Source organism: Fischerella thermalis PCC 7521 (assembly GCF_000317225.1).
GTDB lineage: Bacteria > Cyanobacteriota > Cyanobacteriia > Cyanobacteriales > Nostocaceae > Fischerella > Fischerella thermalis.
This window is the reverse complement of sequence record NZ_AJLL01000100.1, coordinates 33801-53390: the sequence shown is the minus strand read 5'-3', so window position 1 is coordinate 53390 and position 19590 is coordinate 33801. Positions and strand designations below refer to the sequence as shown.

At 40.7% G+C, this 19590-nt stretch carries 16 protein-coding genes, 2 pseudogenes and 1 riboswitch; of the genes and pseudogenes, 8 read left to right on the top strand and 10 right to left on the bottom strand.

What is annotated here, in order from left to right; translation table 11 throughout:
• The 3 genes from UYK_RS0121510 to UYK_RS0121505 all read right to left on the bottom strand — a co-directional run bounded on the left by UYK_RS0121510 (window position 1) and on the right by UYK_RS0121505 (window position 3594).
• Window positions 1-2433, bottom strand: coding sequence for a two-partner secretion domain-containing protein (locus UYK_RS0121510; RefSeq protein ID WP_009756831.1), 2433 nt, complete (start codon window positions 2431-2433; stop codon window positions 1-3).
• Between the two features lie 218 nt (window positions 2434-2651).
• Window positions 2652-2798, bottom strand: coding sequence for a hypothetical protein (locus tag UYK_RS26385; RefSeq protein WP_157221846.1), 147 nt, complete (start codon window positions 2796-2798; stop codon window positions 2652-2654).
• On the bottom strand, window positions 2782-3594 hold the full coding sequence (locus UYK_RS0121505) for a M48 family metallopeptidase (protein WP_016872144.1): 813 nt from the start codon (window positions 3592-3594) through the stop codon (window positions 2782-2784). The genes UYK_RS26385 and UYK_RS0121505 overlap by 17 nt, the downstream gene beginning before the upstream one ends.
• A 616-nt stretch (window positions 3595-4210) precedes the next feature.
• On the opposite strand from UYK_RS0121505, the gene crcB (UYK_RS0121495) reads away from it, so the two are divergent.
• Both crcB (UYK_RS0121495) and UYK_RS0121490 read left to right on the top strand, forming a co-directional pair.
• A complete protein-coding gene (gene crcB / locus UYK_RS0121495; protein WP_016872142.1) occupies window positions 4211-4594 on the top strand; it encodes a fluoride efflux transporter CrcB in 384 nt (127 codons plus the stop codon).
• Between the two features lie 84 nt (window positions 4595-4678).
• On the top strand, window positions 4679-5014 hold the full coding sequence (locus UYK_RS0121490; RefSeq protein WP_009756828.1) for a DUF190 domain-containing protein: 336 nt from the start codon (window positions 4679-4681) through the stop codon (window positions 5012-5014).
• Window positions 5015-5239: 225 nt separating this feature from the next.
• Here the strand turns inward: UYK_RS0121490 and crcB (UYK_RS0121485) are convergent, their stop codons facing one another.
• Both crcB (UYK_RS0121485) and UYK_RS0121480 read right to left on the bottom strand, forming a co-directional pair.
• Window positions 5240-5653: a fluoride efflux transporter CrcB gene (gene crcB / locus UYK_RS0121485; RefSeq protein ID WP_009756827.1), complete on the bottom strand. Its 414-nt coding sequence runs from the start codon at window positions 5651-5653 to the stop codon at window positions 5240-5242.
• Window positions 5654-5919: 266 nt separating this feature from the next.
• Window positions 5920-7551, bottom strand: a complete 1632-nt coding sequence (locus UYK_RS0121480) for a cation:proton antiporter (RefSeq protein WP_016872141.1) — start codon at window positions 7549-7551, stop codon at window positions 5920-5922.
• Between the two features lie 86 nt (window positions 7552-7637).
• Window positions 7638-7727, bottom strand: a riboswitch (Fluoride riboswitch).
• Between the two features lie 292 nt (window positions 7728-8019).
• On the opposite strand from UYK_RS0121480, the gene UYK_RS0121475 reads away from it, so the two are divergent.
• The 3 genes from UYK_RS0121475 to UYK_RS0121465 all read left to right on the top strand — a co-directional run bounded on the left by UYK_RS0121475 (window position 8020) and on the right by UYK_RS0121465 (window position 12569).
• Window positions 8020-9255 carry a tetratricopeptide repeat protein gene (locus UYK_RS0121475; protein WP_009756825.1) on the top strand — a complete coding sequence of 412 codons (1236 nt, stop codon included), beginning with the start codon at window positions 8020-8022 and terminating at the stop codon, window positions 9253-9255.
• Window positions 9256-9807: 552 nt separating this feature from the next.
• Entirely contained in the window at window positions 9808-10641 is an 834-nt protein-coding gene (locus tag UYK_RS0121470) for an SDR family NAD(P)-dependent oxidoreductase (protein ID WP_009756823.1), read from the top strand.
• Window positions 10642-11024: 383 nt separating this feature from the next.
• Window positions 11025-12569, top strand: a complete 1545-nt coding sequence (locus UYK_RS0121465; protein WP_009756822.1) for a GMC oxidoreductase — start codon at window positions 11025-11027, stop codon at window positions 12567-12569.
• Between the two features lie 74 nt (window positions 12570-12643).
• Here UYK_RS0121465 and UYK_RS0121460 read toward each other — a convergent pair whose 3' ends face one another.
• On the bottom strand, window positions 12644-12811 hold the full coding sequence (locus UYK_RS0121460; RefSeq protein WP_009756821.1) for a phosphoribosyltransferase: 168 nt from the start codon (window positions 12809-12811) through the stop codon (window positions 12644-12646).
• Window positions 12812-12998: 187 nt separating this feature from the next.
• Between UYK_RS0121460 and UYK_RS0121455 the strand changes: the two genes are divergently transcribed.
• From UYK_RS0121455 to UYK_RS0121445, 3 genes and pseudogenes are all read left to right on the top strand, one after another.
• Window positions 12999-13481 (top strand): Hsp20/alpha crystallin family protein, encoded by a 483-nt coding sequence (locus UYK_RS0121455; RefSeq protein WP_009756820.1) that lies wholly within the window; start codon window positions 12999-13001, stop codon window positions 13479-13481.
• 59 nt (window positions 13482-13540) lie between these two features.
• Window positions 13541-13939, top strand: a pseudogene (locus tag UYK_RS0121450) (CapA family protein); the annotation flags it as partial.
• A 36-nt stretch (window positions 13940-13975) separates the two neighbouring features.
• Window positions 13976-15142: a baeRF3 domain-containing protein gene (locus tag UYK_RS0121445; protein WP_009756818.1), complete on the top strand. Its 1167-nt coding sequence runs from the start codon at window positions 13976-13978 to the stop codon at window positions 15140-15142.
• Here UYK_RS0121445 and UYK_RS0121440 read toward each other — a convergent pair.
• From UYK_RS0121440 to UYK_RS0121425, 4 genes and pseudogenes are all read right to left on the bottom strand, one after another.
• Window positions 15139-16407 (bottom strand): glycosyltransferase, encoded by a 1269-nt coding sequence (locus UYK_RS0121440; protein WP_016872140.1) that lies wholly within the window; start codon window positions 16405-16407, stop codon window positions 15139-15141. The genes UYK_RS0121445 and UYK_RS0121440 overlap by 4 nt on opposite strands.
• A 137-nt stretch (window positions 16408-16544) precedes the next feature.
• Window positions 16545-17805 (bottom strand): annotated as a pseudogene (locus UYK_RS24445) (glycosyltransferase family 2 protein).
• Between the two features lie 95 nt (window positions 17806-17900).
• Window positions 17901-18371: a DUF2141 domain-containing protein gene (locus UYK_RS0121430; RefSeq protein WP_009756815.1), complete on the bottom strand. Its 471-nt coding sequence runs from the start codon at window positions 18369-18371 to the stop codon at window positions 17901-17903.
• 160 nt (window positions 18372-18531) lie between these two features.
• Window positions 18532-19539, bottom strand: coding sequence for an NAD-dependent epimerase/dehydratase family protein (locus tag UYK_RS0121425; RefSeq protein WP_009756814.1), 1008 nt, complete (start codon window positions 19537-19539; stop codon window positions 18532-18534).
• Between the last annotated feature and the right edge of the window lie 51 nt (window positions 19540-19590).

Genomic DNA, 19590 nt, shown 5'->3' with positions numbered 1-19590 from the left:
TTAACGCCTCGCACAAACTGCGGGAGTTGACCAAGAACTCACAGGCGTAGTATTTGCTGCTACCAATACCACCTCCCCAGACTTATTAACTACCCAACCTGTAGCCTCAACAATTTGATTAGGAATTGATGACTTGGGTAATGACTCTCCCCTTGTCGTCACCTGCCGATGGTCGAGCTTCACCCAAGGTAGTGGTACTGTATTCTGAGTGCGGAGCGCTTCGTTTGGTAAATATGGCAAGCCGCCACGTCCGGTAATGATAAATTTATTGCCTTGATCAGCCGGACAAGCTTGTGCTATTTGTTGAGTGCGATCAATAGGAATATTTGATAATTCCACTAAGCCGGAACTGGGATCAACATCCGGGATGTTGATTTGGACGTTGCCATTTAACTGAGAATTTGCCCCAGTAGCAGTGATATCACTTAAAGACGTAGGTTGCTGGCGAAACTGCGTGCCAAATATAGCTTGAGCATTGATGGTGACATTACCCCCCCGGAAGTCCTGAGAATTGGCAGTGATATCACTATTTTCTTGGGGAACTGCAACTAAATTGTCTGTATCAATATTGATGTTGCCACCAGTAACATTATTTCCTGTGGCGTTGGTGGTGATGCTACTGCCACGACGTAAAATTAAAGTCCCAGAGTCTAGGTTGATATTTCCCTGTCCCCCTGTAGTGTTAGCAGTGAGTTTGCCTTGGTTGTCTAGCAACAAGTTATCAGCTGTAATATTAAGGTTGCCTGCCCTGCCTGAACCTTGGCTATTGGCATTAATTTCTGCCCCATTTTTGACAGTCAACTTTTCTGTATTAATTCTCAAGTCGCCCGCACTACCAGGCCCCTCACTTCTAGCTAGTAAGGTGCTGGGAACTAGTTGGTTGTTACGATCAATAGCAGAACCACTCACTGATACAAAATCTGAAGCATTGATATCTAAGGTTCCTGCCTGACCTCGACTACCATTCACAGCAGCAACTGAGATGCTAGCACCGTCTTTGACAATTAAACGCTGGGTGTTGATGATTATGTCCCCGCCTTTGCCTGTAGGTGCAGTGAAGAATGGTCGAGAATTTCTAGTCTCAGAAACTAAGCCACTGGGGAAATTAATGGTATTTATCAGATCATTACCTACCACAGATATTAAACCACTTGCTTCTACAGATTCAGAGGCATCTATTTTCACAGTCCCCCCATTGCCAGCACCAAGGGTAGAAGTTGATATCTGTCCACCATCACGGAGAATCAAGTTTTTGGTAGAAATGTGCACTGTTCCCGCATCTCCAGCATTTTTGTCCAGACTGATAGTACGAACACTTAAGCTAGAAAAACTTCCAACACCTCCTACTACCTCCACAGATTCAGACGCATCAACAGCTAAATCTCCTCCGGAACCAGAACCAATAGTAGAGGTTTCTATGAGTCCACCATCACGAACAATCAATCGCTTCGTTGCAATTGTTATGTCACCTGCTGAGCCATTACCCAAAGCCAAAGTAATTAACTGACTGGTAGAATCCTGGCTGAAACCACTTATTTCTACAGATTCAGAGGCTTTAACAATCAAAGATTGACCTGGTTTTTCTCCTAGATTTACCCCCCGCACTAATGAAGCACCGGTGATTGCAATGTTTCTGCCATGTAGCTGAATAGTTCCACTACCTTTACCGTCAGTAAGAATTTTAGCTGCTTGGGATATTTGCATATCTTGAAAGTTTTGCACGCCATCGTATCCCAAAGCCCAACCTTCAACTATTGGAGTCAGGTTGACAAGACTATTAGGGGCAACACTTCCTATATCAATTCGTCCTGCGGGTGCAAACAGCCTGCTACCTTTGACTGATACATCACCAGCCAAAATAGCTAAAGTTTGACCAGGCAGAACTTGTAAATTCGACCCTTCTACTCGGATTGTTTGAGCAGCTTGCCCAAACTGTAAACCTATGGGGAGATTGACTGTTAATAACGGTGGTGTCTCGGGATTTGTAGCACTGAATTGAGTGCCATCAGCAAAGTTGATACTATGGGCTGTACTCGCGACAAAAGAGCCGTTGATGTTTAACGAGGCATTTGGGCCAAAGACAATACCATTGGGATTAATCAGAAAAAGGTTGGCAGAACCGTTGGTTTTAATCTGTCCATCAATATTTGAAATTGAGCCTCCTGTCACGCGGTTAATGATGTTCTTAATATCTAAGTCATTGGCGAAGGAAGCTGAACCTCCTGTAGGGACAGAAAATACTCTAAAGCTATGAAAAAGGTTGCTGCCAACTTTGTTGCCGTTGGTAATTGTGAAGTCTAAGTTATCGGTGGTTGTAACCTGGGTTGATAAAGTTCCATCTGAGGTAACTTGTGCCTGAATCAAATCGGTTTTAACAAAAAAGCATAGGGAAACTAAACTAGCTATGCAAAAATAGTGATTCCGCTTTTTCATAAACAATTATGAATGAGGAATAATTTGATTCAGCATATACAATTTCTTTGTTGATAGTCAGTAAGCAGAAACATTGTAAAAATGTTACTTATATGCTTCTGGTTAAGAGGATTTCTGTTGAAGTATTTTCTGTAACATTAAAAGATTTGCAACCTAACCCCCCTACCCCTTCCCTATAAGGATGTAGCCAGGGTAGTTTCATACATGTAGAGAAAAATTTAATAGTCTTTTCCCACCCAGAAATGTTTATGTAAGAACTCTATCAAACAGCGATCGCTCTGATTGCTCATGCTACAGAATTGTAGATAATGCATCACGCTGAGCAGGCGATCGCTAATCGACAGCAACTTAACGATTATCAGCAATTTTTCTCTCTAAAATCGCAATCCGTTCCCGTGGGTTTGGGTGTGTACTAAAAAACGCTGGTGGAGAAGGACGAGACGCTAATTTCTTTAAAAAAGCAGGCATAGCATTAGGATCGTAACCAGCCTGTTGCAGATACTGTAATCCTTTAGCATCAGCCTTAAACTCAGCCTCACGGCTGTTAGGTAAGTCTATAGCCAGCCGATAAGCTACAGCAGCCAACTTACTTCTATCTAAACCAGCAAGTGAAGCTGCACCTTGAACTAACTGTGTTTGTCTAAGTCTTTTAACCAAATCGTCATTACAAATGTGAGCAATTTCGTGGGCGATCACCGACGCCAACTGGTCTTCATTATCCGCCGCATTGATCAAACCAGTGTGGACATAAACGTAACCACCAGTAGTTGCAAAAGCGTTAATGCTTGCATCCTGAACTACATAAAATTTAAAAGGAGTTTGAGAGCAGTCACTAACTCGCGCTAATCTTTGACCAATTCTGGTAACATTTGCATTCGTACCAACTCTATAATTTCTGCGTACCTGTTGATGTATATTACTGCCCAATTCAACCTTTTGCTTGGTTGATAAATTAGAAAGTTGAAAATATTGGATTCCCGGAACAATTAAATCCTGAAATGGAAGCGCCTCCGCAGGTTTTGGAGCAGATAATCCTATACTGGCAGCAGTTCCTAAACCCAGTATCAAAGAAAGACCTTTATTTATTTTTTTAGATAAACGAGAAAAATCTTCCTTACTTTGTGTTCTTTGTGTACTTTGTGGTTTGTGAAAAAGGTTCATTTCTCCAACTCGAATAATATAGCTGTATATCATTCTTTTACTATTTACATCATAACTAATTAAAACTGTTAAAACTCATCTATCTTGGGTTGGGATTTTGTATATTTATGAGTATTTTATCAAAGATTTAACCAATAATTAATTCCACCAATCACTCTTTTTGCAACCCCAAATTACCCAACTTATCAAAGGGATAACTGACATCAGCCCAATGGAATACATCATCGTTTGATATTCCAAAACCGATCATTTTGATTTCAAGCCTGCTTTTAAGCTTAACTTGATACTTTTATATTGAGATGCACCAATAAAGGCAATTGTTCCGAAAATTTTTGTCCTAGTGAAATTACGCAAAATGTCTTGTAGCTACTATCAAAATGATACTTTAAGAAAAAATATCCCCGACTTTTGAGAAAAGTCAAAGCCAAATTTTCTGAGCGAATCTAATATCAAATGTCAGCAACACTATTGCTCCATCTCTACAGACTCGCTGCTTTTCTTGAAAAGCTTTTACATTGAGATTTAGATAGTAACTCTACAAGCAATCTCATTCTCAAATAGGAATCAAGTCGAATATATATAATTAATCCATATAATTGATAATTCACAAACTTCTATGCACTCTGCAACTTATGTTCCCCTTGTCATTATCTTGGGAGCAGTTCCAGGCGCTTTGAGTCGCTATTACCTCACCTTATTTTTTGGACGTTGGTTGGGGATTGGATTTCCTTATGGAACTTTATTCATCAATCTTACAGGTGCTTTTTTGATGGGTTTTTTTACTACCATCGCATCAAAGCTATCTATTCCTTTAGCGGTACAAATGTTAGTTTCAGTAGGCTTTTTGGGTTCATACACCACTTTTTCAACCTATGCTTTAGACACCTCAAATTTATTACGGACAAGAGACTATCAAGCAGCACTACTTTACTGGTTTGGTAGCCCGCTCTTAGGGTTTATTAGTATAGAGTTGGGAATATTCTTAGCAAAGATGCTTTAGTTTGTGAATATCTGTAAAGCCTTAAAATCTTAACTCAGTATTTTTCTCCTAAAAAATTCAAAATTGATTGAGCGAGGGATGAACATGAATACCCTAGAGCGTTTGACAATTTATGTTGGCGAGTCGGATCACTGGCATGGAAAACCTGTTTATATTGCTTTAGTAGAAGAAGCCCGACGTAGAGGTATGGCTGGAGCTACTGTAACTGGTGGAGTTGCAGGTTTCGGAAAAAATCAACAACTGCATACTGCCAGAATTTTGGAATTATCGTCTGATTTGCCAATGGTAGTGACAATGATCGATACAGCAGAGGCGATCGCTTCTTTTTTGCCAATAGTACAACAAATGGTAGCTGGAGGCATTGTTGTTCAGGATACAGTGAAAGTGGTTCATCATGCGCCTGTAACTATCCCCAAGTGACACTAGCGATCGCTGTTTGTTAACTTAGATTTTGCACCTACTTTTTCGTCTGCCAAGAAATACATTTCAAAGGCTCAAAGCTCAAGTAAGCTAAAGCTTACTGGATATACACTTGAGTCCGTTTTAACGGACTTGGGCTATGAGGGTTGAACTTCAGTTCAAGGCGTATTCAGGGCGAGGTGCAAGTTAGGAGTTAAGTAAATATTGAGTTGCTTCTGGTGATTGTCATGATTCCTCTTTGATCCGGATAAATTCCGCCAGAGCATTCCCTAACAGCAGGCTGAACAGTGCCAAAACAGCACTACTCAACCAGTAAACCAAATCAACTTCTAAGTTGCGTTCTTGGAACAACTTGGCTGTATCTAACTCATAAGTCGAGAAAGTAGTATAAGATCCTAAAAAACCTGTGGTCACTAATAGCCGGATATCAGGATGAATCGCGATTAATCGTCCCAGTGCCAGCGTCGTAAAAAAACCCATGACAAAACATCCACTAACATTAATAATCAGTGTGCTGTAGGGGAACTCTGTACCAAAAAGCTGAGTAAACCACAAACCGAGATAATAACGCGAGAGTGCGCCAGCAATTGCACCGATACTGATACCAACAGGGGTACGAAACGCAGGATTTTGCAGCATGGTAAGTAGTTCAAGGAAATTAGGGCGTTGCTGAATCAAAATATGAATTTACAATTTACGGCTGTGACCGGACGTAGCAATGCGTAGAGACGTAGTAGAGACGTAGCAATGCCTACAGACGTAGTAGAGACGTAGCAATGCCTACAGACGTAGTAGAGACGTAGCAATGCCTACAGACGTAGTAGAGACGTAGCAATGCTACGTCTCTACAAAATGTAGACAAACAAACACAATTCATGACCAAATTCAGCAACGCTGAAATTAGGTTATTTACGGATACGCTCATCTTCAACTAAGATGACTGGAATTGGACTTGATTCCAGGACTGCTTGGGATACAGAACCCACTAAAACCTCATCCCAAGGTTGATGTCCTCGCTTGCCAATGACAATATCAGCAACTCGATATTCCTGAGCAACACGAATTATTTCCTCTGGAACCGAGCCTGTGATCGTGATGAACTTATGGCGAATGTCTGCTAGAAGTCGTTGAGATTGTTCTCGCAAATGCTCTACTCCCCTGGGATCATTTGTGCGGATCACGTGTAATACAATCACTTCGCCATCACTACGACGAGCAAGATCGGCAGCTTTAGCCAACACCTGACTAGCTAAAGGGGAGGTATCAACTGCGGCTAGCAGCACAAGGCGACGAGCGATCGCTACCTTGGTTGGATCAACTTCGCCTCGTTCTAGCAATTTGGGTGCAAAGGTGGGGATAGCCCAAGCTCCCAAAGGCGCAGTGACTAAGATAGATAAAGCAGCGATCGCTAGAATCGTCTCTCCACCCTGAATACCCTGTGTTAAGGGAATCGCCCCAATTGCCGCTTGAACGGTGGCTTTAGCAGAGTTCCCTGGTAGCAAAAACAGCCGCTCTCGCCAATTCCAGTTACTCCCCAATGTAGATAAATACCATCCGAGAGCGCGCCCAATCAGCGTCCCAATTGCCAAAATCACCAATCCTGGAAGCAGAGTTTTTTCTAACACTTGTAGTTGAATACTTGCCCCTAGCAACACAAACAAAAAGATTTCTGCTACAGTCCACAAGCTGTCGAAGCCAGAACGCAACCGTCGTGCTAAAGGAGCATCCAACTCTATCAAGAAAAATCCCGTCGCCATCACTGCTAGATAGCCAGAGAAAAAGGGGGACTTCTCTGCTACCACCACTAGCAACAACGCCAAACTTGCTGCAACCAAAGTATCCTGCACTGCATTTTGAGTCCAGTTCTGCTTCGCCAGTAATAAAACCACAAGACGCGCTGTCACGAAACCCAGCACAACTCCAAAAACAATCTGACAAACAATCTGAATCGGAAGCAGTTGCACCACGCTTAAGCTAAAGCCAAAAGGCAATGTCACCGCGGAAGTTGCCCCCTGTACTAAAAAGCTCAGCAACAAACTAAACACTAGCAGTAGTAACACATCTGACAGAGCGCTGCCAGTAAGAATTGCATCAGGAATCCCCTTAGTAACTCCCCAACCCAAGCTTTTTAGCCGCAGCATTCCCGGTACAATGACTGCGGGTGACTCTGCCCCTATAATGCAACCTAACAACAGTCCCGTAGGAAAATCAAACTTGAAAATCCACATAGCAGCTAGGGCAATGAGCAAAGCTTCACACGTCGCAGGCAAAAAGCCCAATCGTAATGCTACTGTTCCTTGCTGTATCAATTTTTCTCGGTCTAACCCCAACCCAGCCTTCATCAAAATTACCATGACAGCGATCGCTCGCAGGGCACTAGATGCTGCCAATACGTTAGGGCTGATAGCATCGGCAACTTGAGGCCCCAGTATAATTCCTACCAAAACCATACCTACCAGTGCAGGGGCTTGTAACCGTCTGGCGATCTGCCCAGTGAAAAAGCCCATCAGCAAGATCCACAAAATACTTTTTAACATTATGCAGCTTGAAAACAATTAAGGAGCAAGCGTGACTTGCTGACGAAAGGATAAAGACAAATAGCCCTACTCTTCCGTAGCAAGCCGGAGAAGTAGGAGCCATCAGCCTTTTTATCAAGTGTTAAATATGCAAACACCGGAAGGCGGTCATGGCGAGCTCCATCGCCTTTTTTATTACTTTACATGTGAAGTGGTTTGTTGGAAAGTAAGTTGCCAGCGGATTTTTGCTCTTTGTGGTGAAAAATAATTTCTGAAACACTAAGACACTAAGACACCAAGTTACATCTTGAAGGGGCTGGTTTTGCAGGAGAATTTTTGCATGATTTTTCGTCTGTAGGGCTAATTGTTAATGGCTAGTAATCCGCTAACTTTGAACTGATGGGTTCAAATAGGACAAGGAGGACTAGGGAAACAAGGAAATGGTTAATAACCAAAGATCAACTATACAATTATCAAATATTAACTACTATGCTCAAATGCTTAAGTGTGATAATTAGTGCTACTGCTGCTTTGTGGTTATTTGGCACTTCATTAACTACGGCGGCTACTAAAAAGCCTCAACCACCAGATGAGTTTCCGCCATCACCCCTAGAAATTACTACACCCGATCCATTGTTGCCACGGAATCCAGACAAAGACAAACAGCCGTTATCTGTGACTGAACAGCAACAGTTGGAGGTGGAATTGGATAAGTTGAATCAACAAGCTACGGCGAAACTGCAAGCAGGTGATGAGGTGGGAGCATTTGATATCTGGAACCGGGAACTGCGGTTGCGTCGATATTTAGGTGCTGTGAAAGAGGTGCAAGCACTAGGAAGGGTGGGTGCTGTAGCTTATCGAAAAAGCAATCGCCCAGAGGTACGGTACATTACTCAGCGATTAAAAGCTATTCAAAAGCAGGTAAGGTCTGGAAAAACTAATGATTTAGAGTTATTGCAAGCACTAGGACTAGCTTACCAACAGGTGCGATCGCCTCAAAATGCGGTGGAAGTTTATGAGCAAGTTTTAGGTGTGGTGCGCCAGCAACAAGATATAGCAAAACAGGTGGAGGTTTTACAGACTATCGGGGAAGTACATCTGAGTTGGTTTGATTACAGCAAGGCAGCAACAACTTATCGGGAGTTGTTAAAATTAGCTACTGCTGGGGGTGATGGTGTCAATGAGCTAGTATACTTGCAAAAATTAGCTTATATTTACGAACAAGGGAAACAACCCCAGCAAGCGATAGAAATACACAACCGACTCACAGAAATATACCAAAGACAGAATAATCCGACTCAACTACCAGCTTTAAAACTAGCGATCGCTTCAGATTATGAATCACTGGCGAAGGAAAACCCTAATCTTATCCAAGAAGCTTTCAATAACTATCAACAAGCTTACACAATTGCTTGGCAATTACAACAGTATGTACGTGCAGCTGAAGCGTTGCAAAAATTAATCGCACTCTACCGTTCCCAAGGACAAATACAAGAGGCGTTACAAGCTAGCGAAATTCTTGTACAAACTCAACAATTAGCCTCGAATTTTTATGGTTTGATGAATGCTTACGATCAAATCGGAAAAATGCATTTGGAACGCAAAGAGTATCCGCAAGCACTGCAAGCTTTCCAAAAAGGGTTGGAAGTAGCCCAACAATTAAAGTACGAGGAAGATTACTTTTCTGGACAAATTCAAAAACTTTCGGGACAAATTCCACAATAATTTTGTAGTAAGGGTTTTAGCCCTTTTGTGAGGACTTTAGTCCTCACTACAAACCTTTATATCATGTTTGCTTGAATACTTATACTGTCGTGTAGGCTGGTAATAGATGATAGGTAATTGGTGATTGGTAATTGGTAATGGGAAAAACTAATGACCAAAAGCAAAGCATAATATTTTAAAAATTTGTATCAAAAAAGTGTAAAAAAAATTTAGATTTGTGTTTTAATTAAATTACCAATTAATAACTAAAACAGTGTCAACTTCAAAAAGTGTGTTGAGAGCGTTTAGGGGAATTAAGCGTAATAAGACACTAAAATATGTTGTTAATTGCATATGCTCTCAGAGTATAGATTAAGTCATTGATGATGAATGTTCTATTGATGTGAAGTAGAACAGAGTAATTTCTTGTCTTTTGTTGCCATGGATTTGAATCCACTTGAGTGGACTTGAACTCTGAGCCAAAAACTTTATTTCTTGGCAGAAGATTAGGTTGGTGCAAGATTTCAAGATCAAAATAACCAACAATCAACAATCAACAATTATCAACTAATCATGAAAAATCTTGCAGGGAAGACAGTAGTTTTGACCGGTGCTGCGGGTGGTATAGGAGTATTTATTGCTCGGGCGCTAGCGAAAGAAAAAGCAACTGTAGTTGGTGTTTCTCGTTCCCAAGAAAAATTAGAAAATATCCGTGCTGAAGTAGAAGTTGCTGGTGGTACATATATCAGCATTCCCTTTGACATCAGCAAATTGGAAGAGTTACCGTTACTTGTCCAGCAAATTAATCAACAAGCAGGTCGAATTGATGTTTTGATTAATAATGCTGCGATTGAAAAATACCGACCTTTTCAAAATTACTCTCTCAATGATATCCAGTCAATACTAATAACTAATCTACTGGCAGGAATGGAATTAACTCGGTTAGTATTGCCGAGTATGTTAGAACGTAATAGTGGTCACATTGTCAATATTTCTTCTGGTTCTGGGAAAAAAGGAGCGCCTTACAATAGTATTTATTCTGCTAGTAAAGCTGGTTTAATTATGTGGACAGATGCTATGCGGCAGGAATTAATTGATACTAATGTAGATGTTTCTGTGGTTTGTCCAGGATATACAAAAGCAGGGATGTATTTGAAATTTGGCTTACCAGCACCCAAATTAGCGCGTGTTTCTGAACCAAAAACTGTAGCGATCGCAGTTATAGATGCCATCAAAAACAACAAAGCAGAAGTAATCCTTGACGGATTACTCACAAGGCTTCTATTTTCTAATGTACAACTTTTTCCAGAATTTGGAGATGCTATTTACCGTTGGATTGGTTTAACTAATCTCAATCAAACCTGTGCAGAAAATCAAATGCTAGCCGCAAGACGTTCACATCAGTAGTTTTTTACACCAACTTTTAATTATTTGTAGTAAGCACTTTGGTGCTTACTACAAACCCTTACATACATTTGATATCAAGTTTTTAATATCTTGAGCAGCGTATTTAATAAAAATTGAACAAAACATTATATTTATTACATTAAAACTGCAAAATTCATCACTGAAAATTCTGATTATTTGATTTTTTATAAATTTACTTCTCTTGATAGATTACACTTGACAAACATAATTAGCAGTGTGTCATCTTGATAAAGATGCGTAAGTACTTTATATAGCTGCTATTTATACTTGTCATTATGTTTTCCTATTTAGTGTTGTTTATAATTATTCTCTTCTCTCTTCACACCTGATGCATTACCACGAACTCAACCGACGGAGAAAAAATGGCTGATAGTCATTATGATGTCATCATCATTGGTACGGGTGCTGGTGGTGGAACGCTAGCATATAAATTAGCAGCAAGTGGCAAGAAAATTTTATTATTAGAAAGAGGCTCTTTCATACCTAAAGAAAAAGCCAATTGGGATTCTCGACTAATTTTTCAAAAAGAATATTATCGAACCCAGGAAATTTGGTATGACAAACACGGTAAAGTAATTCGTCCAGTCACACACTACAATGTTGGTGGTAACACTAAATTTTATGGCGGAGCATTATTGAGATTTCGTGAACAGGACTTTAATAGAGTTTTTCATCAAGATGGGATCTCTCCTGAATGGCCGTTAAAATATCAGGATTTTGCTCCATATTATACAGAAGCTGAAAAACTCTATGAAGTACATGGTCAGCGAAATTTAGATCCTACTGAACCTCAAACTTCTGAAGATTACCCCTTTCCTCCTATTAGTCACGAACCATATATTCAAGAAATTAATGATGGTTTAAAAGACAAAGGCTTACATCCATTTTATCTACCACTTGGTATTAAGCTCAATGAAACTAATCGTTTTTTAAGTACTTGTATTCGTTGTGATACTTGTGATGGTTTTCCATGTTTTTTAAATGCAAAATCTGATGCTGATGTTAACTGTGTGCGTCCAGCCATAGCTAATCAAAACGTGACTTTAATTACTCAAGCCAAAGTCTTACGTCTGCATACAAGTGCATCAGGTCGAGAAGTTAACGGGGTAGTAGCAGAAATTGCAGGTAAACGACATATTTTTTCGGGAGATATTGTTGTTCTCGCTTGTGGTGCAATCAACTCAGCAGTATTATTACTGCAATCTGCCAATGATCAACATCCCAATGGATTAGCCAATAGCTCTAATCTGGTAGGGCGAAATTACATGGCTCATAAATTTGGGATAGTCATGGCTTTATCTACAAAATTTAATGCAACAGTTTTTCCCAAAACAATAGCTGTCAATGATTTTTATTGGGGTGAAAAAGGTTTCCCTTTCCCTATGGGAAGCGTGCAATTACTAGGGAATATCACTGCAAATAGAGTTGCTGCTTATGCACCACCTTTGACACCCAAATTTATTGCGGAAGCAGTAGCCAACCATTCTGTTTCTTGGTTACTAATTACTGAAGATTTACCAAATCCTAATAACCGTGTATATGTTAAAGGGGAGCAAATTTATATTGATTATACCAAGAATAATGAACAAACCTTTAATCGTTTCATGAAACGCTGGGTAGAAGTTTTACAATCAATGAAATTACCATCTCATCAAGGGCATATTTCTGTTGTCTTCCCTCAAAAAATGACTTTGAAAGAAGTTGGACATCAATGTGGTACTTGTCGTTTTGGTGAACATCCTAGAAATTCTGTACTTGATCTTAATTGTCGCACCCACGATGTCGAGAATCTTTATGTTGTTGATGGTAGCTTTTTCCCCTCAAGTTCTGCTGTGAATCCATCACTGACGATTATGGCAAATGCATTGCGAGTGGGAGAACATTTGTTGGCAAGGATGGGTGGTTAGTAGTAAGCACTTTAGTGGTTGAATATTTCTTGAGGGTTCTGTGTGAATGTCTTATTCATTGACTCAACTTCCGTTTATAAGTCATTGGCTGTGACCATTTTTTGTCTTGCTAAGAGTTCACATACCTCAGCGTCGGTTGTTTGCTGAAAATCTTCATACCAAATACCAATGGCATATAAATCTTTTGGCATGACTACGCATACAATCTGATCTACTTGTGTTTGCAGTTCTTCTTCCGCCATCCGCCATCACCGGAAACCGCCAAGACGGGGCTACCTCATCATCTGCCTAATTTTCAAGCTAGTGATTTTGTGAATCTGAAATACTAATTATTTCTTCACAAGTTCCTCAAATTTTTCTTGTAACCTGAAGATAGTAGGAAAGTCTCTAACTTCGAGATTGAAATCAAGAATAGTGGAGGCAACGATTATGGCGATTACTCGTTGGGAACCTTTCCAAGGAATTGAACGTTGGGAACCTTTCTATTGGGAGCCTTTACGGGAAATTGAGGATCTGCAAAGACGGATGAACCGCTTATTTGAGCGGATGTTCCCCAGTGGCGATGGGGGAGTTTCAGCACTTGCTTTTATACCTTCCGTCGAAATGGAGGAAACTGCTGAGGACATTCGTCTCAAACTAGAAATTCCAGGACTGGAATCTAAAGATTTGAATATAGAGGTGACAGAAGAATCTGTTGCAATCAGTGGCGAACGCAAATCTGAGACCAGGACAGAAGAAAAGGGTATGATGCGCTCTGAATTCCGTTACGGGAGATTTGAGCGAGTCATTCCACTACCTGCTCACGTTCAAAACGATAAAGCACAGGCTGAATACAAAAATGGTATTCTGACTCTCACCATACCGAAAGTAGAAAGCGAGAAGAAAAAAGCCGTCAAGATTAACGTGGCTTAATCTATTGTTGTAAAAACAAATCAGCACAGAGGGGGTGAAATACCCTCTCTGCCCACTGGGGTGCAAATATGGTCATCTCACCACCGCCCCATTTCTGTCGGTTTGCACGCGCAGTTGTGGATAGAGGTGTAGATATCTTCCATGGTCATTCTGCCCACGTCTTCCAAGGTGTAGAGCGCTACAAACAGGGGCTAATCTTTTATGATACAGGGGATTTTCTTGATGACTATGTAATTGACCCTGTATTGCGTAATGATTGGTCTTTTGTGTTTTTAGTGGAGGTTGGCGATCGCGGTTTGCATAAGTTGCGTTTAATACCAGTACATTTAAGTTATGCACAGGTTAATCTAGCTAAAGGCGCAGAATTCAACACTATCTGTGACCGTATGCAATCTCTTTGTGCAGCTTTTAATACTAATCTCAGACAAACATCAGAGGGATTAGAAGTCAAATTATAAACTGGGAAAACGCCTGTAAATACAGGAGGCAAACAAATGAAATTAATTTCTATCGCAGAACTCGAAACACTAGCGAAACGACCTAGAGAAGTATGTGTATCAATTTTTTTACCAACTTACCATGCAGGAGCAGAGACTCAACAAAATCCCATCCGCTTTCGGAATTTAATCAGAAAAGCAGAAGAACTCCTGATAGAGCATGGCTGTCGCTCTGAAGATGCAAAAAACTTACTAGAACCAGTGAGAGCGCTAAATCATAATGAATTTTGGCAACATCAGAGTTATGGTTTAGCCATCTTCCGCTCCCAGGACTTTTTGCAGTATTACTCTTTACCTTTAGATTTTGCAGAATTAGTGATTGTTAGTAACCATTTTTACCTCAAACCCCTATTTCCTCTCTTTCATGGCGATGGACACTTCTATATTCTGGCTCTCAGTCATGATGTAATTAGGCTATTAAAAGGCACTCGTTATCATATTGAGGAAATTGATTTAACTGGCGTATTGCCAAGTTTAGCAGAAGTACTACGGTTTGAAGAACCAGAACGTCAAACCCCTTCCCATATAGGTACTCCAGGGGCAACAGGTGGACGAAGTGCTGTTCCTGGTGGGGTCACGGTATTTCACGGTCATGGTGCTGGTGATGAGGATGAAAAAGAGAATCTCAGCCAATACTTCCATCGTGTCAATCAGGCGTTGCGAGAGTTCTTAAAAGAAGAACACGCCCCTTTGGTACTGGCTGGGGTGGAATATCTTTTACCAATTTACCGACAAGCCAATACTTATGCTTATCTCCTGGATGCTAGTATAATAGGCAACCCAAAACTGCTGGCACCAGAAGAATTACACGCCCAAGCCTGGGAAATAGTAGAACCATTATTTTTACAGTCACAACAAGAAGCAATGAATCAATACAAAGAACTGCTGGGAACGGGAAAAGCTTCCAGCCAAATTAGGGAGACTATTCCAGCAGCTTATCAGGGACGAGTTGATAAGTTAATTGTTGCCGTTGATCGGCAATTGTGGGGTACTTTTGATCCAGATACTCAAACGGTTGAAGTGCATCCGGATGCAGAACTCAACGACGAGGATTTACTAGATTTGGCTGCAACTCAGACTATCTTGAACGGTGGCACCGTGTATGCAGTTGAGTCGGCAGATATGCCAGACAATACACCATTAGCTGCGGTATTTCGCTATTAGATAATAGGTGTTGCTGCTAAATTGCTTGATTTTTCTACTATTTGATAAAGTTTCTGTTCAAACTTTTGCATACATACAGACCAATCATATTCGAGAACCGAAAAACGAGCATGGAGGGACATTTCTTCTTTGAGTTGAGGATTTTCTAAAATTCTAATTACCTTGTTGGCAAAATCCCCAGGATTATTTGGTTGAGCTAAAAAGCCGTTGCGCCCAGGGACTACTTGTTCTGAGGTTGAGGGTGCTTTGACTGCAACTACGGGAGTTCCCGAGGCTAAGGCTTCGTTGGTGGAGGTGCAGAAGTTTTCGGTAGCTGAAGGATTGACAAAAACATCGGCTCGTGCATACCATCCTAATAGTTCTGTACCATGGGATTCTCCCCAGACGGTGACACCTTTGCCAAATTTGGTTGCACGTTGACGGATTTCTTCTTGTTGGGGACCACTACCGACGATAACTAGATGGGCATCAGGTATCTTAGCAGCAATGATTGGGTATATATCTAGAAGTTGAATCACACTCTTTTCAGGGGCTATACGTCCAACGAACAAAAGAGTGGGACGATGGTCGTCGGGCATGGGATTGTAGCTGATATTGGCAGGATTAAATTTCTGGCAATCTATACCTTGATAGGGTAGATATTCGCTGCGTTGGGATTTCAAGCTTTTGTATTTCTCAAGCTGTTCCCGGGAAGAAAAAAAATTATAGTCGTAAGCTTCGCTGAATTGCTTGATTAACATCGGTAACATGGGACGAATAAAACTAAAAAACTGATTACCCATGTAATAGCGGATGTAAGCAACGATATCGGTATGGAATAGGGATATGATGGGTGTGCCAGTTTTTTTAGCGTATTCAATACCTACAGGGCGACCGTAACCTTGTAAATAAAGTGAGTAAAATCCTCGCATTTGTGGTGCTTCTTCAACTACCACGATGTCTGGTTTAAAGTTCTCCAATAATTTGGTATCGCTCCAATGGCGATAATGTAATGGTTGGGGAAGAGATTTATAAAATATCAGTGGTTGGGTGGGAAATGCATAGGAAGAAAATTTGGGGAAAGATTGGAGTTCTTTGAGTCCCGCCATCGGACGACTACCAACCTCTTCGGGATACTGGTCGTTGATTTCTGGGTGGATAAGAAATACTTCGTGTCCTTGTTGTAGTAACCAGCGCACCCGTTGGTGTACAGCGATGGAAACCCCTGTCAAAAATGGCGCATACAATCCTGTAATGAGTGCAATGCGAAGAGGTTGTTTTTTCATAGTTAATATCATGTCCGCTTGAACACTTGTATTATTCGTTGAGGTCGGTAATGGGTAATTGGTAATGGGGAGATGGGGTGATGGGGAGTAAGTAGTTTAAAGAATAGGTAACCACTAACCACTAACCAGTTAGATGTTCAAAGAGATACTTTGCTATCAATGGGTTGATCTAATTTTTGATAGGGGCGGTATTGGATGAGGCGGATGTGCCAAGGCCCTTTAATTTGGTAGGTGACGCCGCGCCAGGTAACTTTTGGCATCCAAAAAGATAATAATAATGCCAACCCATAAAACCAGTGTGTTAGAGGTATGCCAAATAGCATTCTGATGATCGTGGCTGGTGATAGTTTGGTTTTGACCTTGGCGTTGTGTTGAATTATGGGTTTTGCGCCAATTTCAAGAGCGATCGCCAACAACAGCAATGCTACTATGTAGCTACCATAGCTAGCAAAAGCTAGAGTTGCAGTATCCCATTGTTGCGTCCATAATGCAGCTATAGACAACACCAACAGTAGATTTGGCAGTAGAACTGTTTGCAATGCGTCAGCAATTACCGCCCACCACTGGGGATGGTACAGGCGCGACGATAACATCTGACGTTTCATCCAGTCAAATAGTCTTGGTAAGTTGCATTCTTCACAATTGAGAATCAACAAAGATGGTACAAACTTCAGCTGAAATCCATAATTTGCCAGAACTTTGGGGATTATAGTATCGTCGGCATAGGATCTTGCCCACCTTTCTAGTAGTTCGGTTTCGTAAATTACATCGGTTTTCAGTGCTAAACTACCCCCCCCAAGGAATGCGGTAGAGGCTCATTTGTACCACAGCAGAGGAGTTCCAGAAATACCGTACCAGTGAACCCCAATATTTACCTGTGGGTAGGTACCAACGGTTACCAGTAGTTGCTCCCACTGTTGGATCAGCCAGAGGACTGACTAATTCGCGTAACCAGCTAGGATGAACCACTGCATCAGCATCTACTAATGCAACTACTTTATAGGATTCATCCAATTCTGAAACAGCTTGCACTATAGAACTGCATTTGAGACTACAGTTATATCGTCTGATACTCAAAGGGCTAATTTGGACGTTGGTTGCACCTAGCGCAGCTATCGTCTCGCTGGCAATTTTCCAAGCTGGATCTTCACGGTTATCAATAATTATCTTTAAATCATATCTTGGATAATTTTGTTGTAGCAGCGATTCTAAACAATTGGGTAGAAACGGATCACTTCCCCGCAAACAAAGAATAACAGCTGTTTTGGGGAGTTGTTCATCTGGCAAGGAATTTCTGTGATGGGTTTTTAATGTCCATAAAAAAGCTAGTGCAACCAATGTTTGAATGACCAGCCAACTTAGCAACATTCTAGACAGAGATATCGCCAATTCTTTCATTTGTGAGGAGTGTGGGAGTGGGAGATGGGGAGTGTGGGGAGTGGGGGAATTACTACTAACTACTAACTACTAACTACTAACTACCAACAAATATTTTATGGATCTAGTCCATACTTCATTTCGATGTTAATAGTTGTATTTTTCTGCAATGGAAAACTCGCCTTATTAAATTTTGGTGTACCGGTTATGACTGATATAGTTGGATTATTGGAAACTCCAAAACCTTCCTGGGGAATGCCTAGAAAATCTCGGTTGAGTTTGTAATCTCCATTTTGATCATCAACTACAGCAACTGCATAATTTCCTGGTTTCAAACCAAAAAATTGTTTTTTAACAGAACTTCCTGTGATTTTTGTACAGCCACTTTGTACTCCGCTAGTTTCATCAAGAGGAAATCCTTTTTCACTCGCATATACTTTCAGGCAAATCTGACCTTGTTGGTGTTTGATACCATTTACTACTACAGTCAGTGTAGTTGTAGGTTCTGCTTGTACTGTATTAGATAGACCAATACTGACTAAACTCGGAAGTAAAAATGCCAAAACATTAGAGGCTTTAGCTAACATTGTGTGTGCCATGATAAATATATTGTTCGTAATGACTGTTAGGGTGTGACCAGACGTAGCATTGCTACGTCTCTACAAAATGTAGACAAACACAATTCATGACCAAATTCAGCAACGCCAAATGACTAATAACCAACCATTAACTACTAACTAACAACTACTAACTATTAACCATTTTCTTGAGGTCTGTTTTTTTCAGCCATTCTTGGGTTAAGCGCATTCCTTCTTCTAAGTTAATTTTGGGTTCATAGCTTAATATTTTGCGTGCTTTTTCGATTGAATAAGCATAGGGACGAGTCATAAAATCTACGGCTTCTGGTAAGATATCGGCTTGCTTCCGAAAGAGTTTTTGTCCCTGATAGCGTAGCTTCAGAAATAGTTTAAGTTCGTCTTTTGGTAGTGAAAAAGGTGCTGGTAAACCTGCCATTTCTGCCAAGCAAGTAAAATATTCCTTCCAAGTGGTTTCTTGTCCGTCGGTGATGTTGAAAGTTTCGCCGTGGGCTTCTTTTTCAATTGCTAAAAATATGGCTGTAACTAGGTTATCAATATATACATGATTGATGATTCCCATGCCATCGCCAGCATAGGCAAATAATTTTTGCCGCATCATTATTAATGGTCGGACTATCCAAGGAATACTACCTGGGCCGTAAACATCACCTGCTCTCAGAATAATGGTGCCAAAATCGGGTGGATTATTCAGTTGTAAAAGTGCTTTTTCAGCTTCTATTTTTGTCTGACAATAAGGATTATTGTCGCCTGATAGTGGCCCTTCTTCTGTGATGTTTTTCGGATAATTAAACCCATAAACTAATGCACTGGAGATATAAACAAAGGTTTTGACACCAGCACTTTTAGCTGCTTTAGCTATGTTGATAGTACCATCAACATTGATTTTGCGAAACTCTTCTAGTGAACCACCTTCTTTGGCAATTTCGTCTGTGTGTACAACTATATCTACTCCCTGACAAGCTAATTCAGCACTAGCAGAATCGGTGATATTACCAATGATGACTTTAGCACCTAAATTCTGTGCTTTTTTAGCTTTATCTGCGGAACTTTGCATTCCACAGACTTTCATTTCTTTGGCGATCGCTAATTGAGCAGTACGCAAACCAATAAATTCGCCAATTCCAGTGATGAGGATAGCTTTATGCTTGAGATCCATGTTAATCCTGTGAATGTTGTCAATTGTGTGAATGCTGGTTATTGGTGGTTA

What these genes read in the sequence shown, in the direction of transcription:
- UYK_RS0121475 (WP_009756825.1), top strand. Translation starts at nt 8,020, where the DNA reads ATGCTCAAATGCTTAAGTGTGATAATTAGTGCTACTGCTGCTTTGTGG.
- UYK_RS0121470 (WP_009756823.1), top strand. Translation starts at nt 9,808, where the DNA reads ATGAAAAATCTTGCAGGGAAGACAGTAGTTTTGACCGGTGCTGCGGGT.
- UYK_RS0121440 (WP_016872140.1), bottom strand. Translation starts at nt 16,407, where the DNA reads ATGAAAAAACAACCTCTTCGCATTGCACTCATTACAGGATTGTATGCG.
- UYK_RS0121490 (WP_009756828.1), top strand. Translation starts at nt 4,679, where the DNA reads ATGAATACCCTAGAGCGTTTGACAATTTATGTTGGCGAGTCGGATCAC.
- UYK_RS0121430 (WP_009756815.1), bottom strand. Translation starts at nt 18,371, where the DNA reads ATGTTAGCTAAAGCCTCTAATGTTTTGGCATTTTTACTTCCGAGTTTA.
- UYK_RS0121460 (WP_009756821.1), bottom strand. Translation starts at nt 12,811, where the DNA reads ATGGCGGAAGAAGAACTGCAAACACAAGTAGATCAGATTGTATGCGTA.
- crcB (WP_016872142.1), top strand. Translation starts at nt 4,211, where the DNA reads ATGCACTCTGCAACTTATGTTCCCCTTGTCATTATCTTGGGAGCAGTT.
- UYK_RS0121505 (WP_016872144.1), bottom strand. Translation starts at nt 3,594, where the DNA reads ATGAACCTTTTTCACAAACCACAAAGTACACAAAGAACACAAAGTAAG.
- UYK_RS0121425 (WP_009756814.1), bottom strand. Translation starts at nt 19,539, where the DNA reads ATGGATCTCAAGCATAAAGCTATCCTCATCACTGGAATTGGCGAATTT.
- UYK_RS0121510 (WP_009756831.1), bottom strand. Translation starts at nt 2,433, where the DNA reads ATGAAAAAGCGGAATCACTATTTTTGCATAGCTAGTTTAGTTTCCCTA.
- UYK_RS0121445 (WP_009756818.1), top strand. Translation starts at nt 13,976, where the DNA reads ATGAAATTAATTTCTATCGCAGAACTCGAAACACTAGCGAAACGACCT.
- UYK_RS0121465 (WP_009756822.1), top strand. Translation starts at nt 11,025, where the DNA reads ATGGCTGATAGTCATTATGATGTCATCATCATTGGTACGGGTGCTGGT.
- UYK_RS0121480 (WP_016872141.1), bottom strand. Translation starts at nt 7,551, where the DNA reads ATGTTAAAAAGTATTTTGTGGATCTTGCTGATGGGCTTTTTCACTGGG.
- UYK_RS0121455 (WP_009756820.1), top strand. Translation starts at nt 12,999, where the DNA reads ATGGCGATTACTCGTTGGGAACCTTTCCAAGGAATTGAACGTTGGGAA.
- crcB (WP_009756827.1), bottom strand. Translation starts at nt 5,653, where the DNA reads ATGCTGCAAAATCCTGCGTTTCGTACCCCTGTTGGTATCAGTATCGGT.